Annotated in this window: 4 protein-coding genes; all 4 read left to right on the top strand. The window is 55.2% G+C overall.

The features are described 5' to 3' along the window. Positions 1–424 (top strand): 3-oxoacyl-[acyl-carrier-protein] synthase III C-terminal domain-containing protein (locus tag BG35_RS0109205; protein WP_025782587.1); only part of this gene is annotated, 424 nt, incomplete at its 5' end. 199 nt (positions 425–623) lie between these two features. After that, the gene (locus tag BG35_RS12885; RefSeq protein ID WP_161632598.1) at positions 624–1,409 is read left to right on the top strand and encodes a glycine-rich domain-containing protein; all 786 of its coding nucleotides are present in this window, start codon (positions 624–626) and stop codon (positions 1,407–1,409) included. 152 nt (positions 1,410–1,561) lie between these two features. Continuing rightward, a complete protein-coding gene (locus BG35_RS13390; protein WP_152535267.1) occupies positions 1,562–1,765 on the top strand; it encodes a hypothetical protein in 204 nt (67 codons plus the stop codon). 82 nt (positions 1,766–1,847) lie between these two features. Next, a partial coding sequence (locus tag BG35_RS0109195; protein WP_025782585.1) for an ACP S-malonyltransferase occupies positions 1,848–2,384 on the top strand: 537 nt, incomplete at its 3' end.

The following is a 2,384-nucleotide window of genomic DNA, read 5'->3' as shown; positions in this document are numbered from 1 at the left end:
CCGTCAGGCCACTCCCCAGACCCTCCATGACCAGCTTCAAGCCGGCTCCGGCGGCTTCCAACCCATTGCCATGGATGGACAGGAGGTGTACAAGTTCGCTGTCCAGCAGGCGCCCCTGGTGTTGAATCAAGCCCTGAAGCAGGCTGGCGTCACGGCGGAACAACTGGACTGGCTGCTGCTCCACCAGGCCAACGAGCGGATTCTGGCCTCCGTGGCCCAGCGCCTCGGTATTCCTGCCGCCAAGGTGTTGAGCAATCTGGGGAATTACGGCAACACCTCGGCCGCCACCATTCCCCTCATGCTCCACGAGGCGGTGGCGGCGCAGCGGATCCGGCCCGGTCACCTGATCGCCAGCAGCGGCTTTGGAGCGGGTCTGAGTTGGGGGGCCGCCCTGTTGCGTTGGGGGCGGCCTGGCGGGCTTTAGTTTGTCAAATATTCTCATCGACGTGATCCCAGGGACAACCTGCTGCAAGGCCTACTAAACTCAGCGAATGCTTCGTGGGTAAGGAGGGTGGTTCATGGGTTCGAGAGACCGGGAGAACTCTCCCAACACAGCTAGTCTCAGCAAGAGAAGGGAATGGATCCTGGCAGACCTGGACCTGGAGCCGATTCTTGTCAAGGCCATGGATGCTGAAGAAGGCTACGGCTGGACCTTTACTTTTGCTGATCGGGTCTCAAGGGAATATCGCCGTTTTCTCGTTTTATGTCTTGAACACAGAAAGGATAGCAAATATCTCATTGTGCCTTCCAAGCTGGTGGATAAGTTTTGGCATCTCCATATCCTGGACACCCGCAAGTATATTGAGGATTGTCAATACTGTTTCGGCTCCATGCTGCATCATTTCCCGTATTTCGGGATGCGAGGGGATGAGGATGCGGTCAACCTGCGGGAGGCATGGCTGGAAACACTGGCCTTGTATCAGTCCGCCTTTGACGTGGAGCCTCCTGCAGAAATCTGGCCCCACTCCAAATCCCACATTGCCACACGTTACCAAGGCGTGGCGGAGAAGGATGCCAAGGCTGCCCATGGGCGTTTTGATTGCCGACGCCCAAGACTGGCTGATCTGGAGCGTCTCAATGGGACGTCCCATAGTTTAAGGCGGCTAAAAATTGGCCATGGAAGAAGATATCTGGGCTGGAAGGGCTTGACTGCACTAAGCTCTCTAATAGGCGTATCAGTATTCTTTTTAGATGCATACTTCCTGAGTGGTTCGGCAAAGGCATACAACAATACCATGGACGCAATCTCAACATTAATTGGATTCACAATAATAAGTGGATTTTTACTATTAATTGGAATCTTGCTAGTAACTCTTTTTGCTGCAGTTTGTTTTACATCTACATTCTACGATTCTCGTTTCCTTATACCATTTTTTGTCACTATCTATACTAAGATTGAAACTATTTAAGATAATCATATTAAACGACATGGCAAGTATCTCACAATTGCTGAGCTCCGGAAGATCCAGGCTATCCATGATGCTATAAACGATTGCATAAAAAAAGATTATTACAGTATGATCATGGGGAACGTATTTATTCACTGGTCCTGGCTTCTACCATGCTTATCATCAAACGTCTCATCAGCTTTTTTTTCCACATCTATGAGAAGGTTGGATTTCCTCAAGTGGATAGCAATACTAAGAGACAAGTCATCCAGAATGTTATAGAGAATTACATTCAAGAGAGGAAGAGGAGCAGTCACAGCGGGGGTAGCTACTGTGGCGGCGGTGGCTGTGGTGGCGGCGGTGGCTGTGGCGGTTGAGAGGATAAGGCTCTTCCCCGGTGGCCTCCTTATCCAGAATTGGGGTGACCCTAGACTCTCCGGCAACCATCAGGATGGAGGCATGGGCACAGCCTGGGTGTTTCCCGGTCAGGGATCACAGAAGCGGGGCATGACCGCAGGGGTGTTGCAGGACGACCTGGCGCAGGAGCGCTTTGCCCAGGCCAGTGAACTGCTGGGGCGCGACCTGCTGGCCATTTGTGGGGGGGGCGACGACGGGCCGGGCCATGACCTCAACGACACCCGCAACAGCCAGCCGGCCCTGTTTGTGCTGGAGTCCGTCCTGTTGGATCGTTGCCGGCAGCAGGGGCGCCAGGCGGACGTGCTGGCGGGGCACAGTTTGGGGGAGTTGACGGCGCTGTACGGGGCGGGGTGCTTTGACTTCCGGACGGGGCTGGCCCTGGTGAAGCAACGGAGCGAATTGATGGCTGCGGCGGCGGGGGGCGCCATGACCGCTGTGATGGGCTTTGTGCGGGCTGAACTGGAGGCTGCCGTGGCGGCGCAACAGGACGTGGTGATTGCCAACGACAACAGCGCCGGCCAAGTGGTGCTCTCCGGCACCGCCACCGCGCTCCGGCAGGTGTGCTCCTCCGTTCGTTGT

The sequence above is a fragment of the Candidatus Synechococcus spongiarum SH4 genome (genome assembly GCF_000586015.1).
Taxonomy (GTDB): Bacteria; Cyanobacteriota; Cyanobacteriia; order PCC-6307; family Cyanobiaceae; genus Synechococcus_B; species Synechococcus_B spongiarum_F.
This window is presented reverse-complemented; position numbering and strand designations above follow the sequence as displayed.

Excerpts from the sequence above, each read along its gene's own strand:
- BG35_RS12885 (WP_161632598.1), top strand. The coding sequence starts at position 624 with ATGGATGCTGAAGAAGGCTACGGCTGGACCTTTACTTTTGCTGATCGG.
- BG35_RS13390 (WP_152535267.1), top strand. The coding sequence starts at position 1,562 with ATGCTTATCATCAAACGTCTCATCAGCTTTTTTTTCCACATCTATGAG.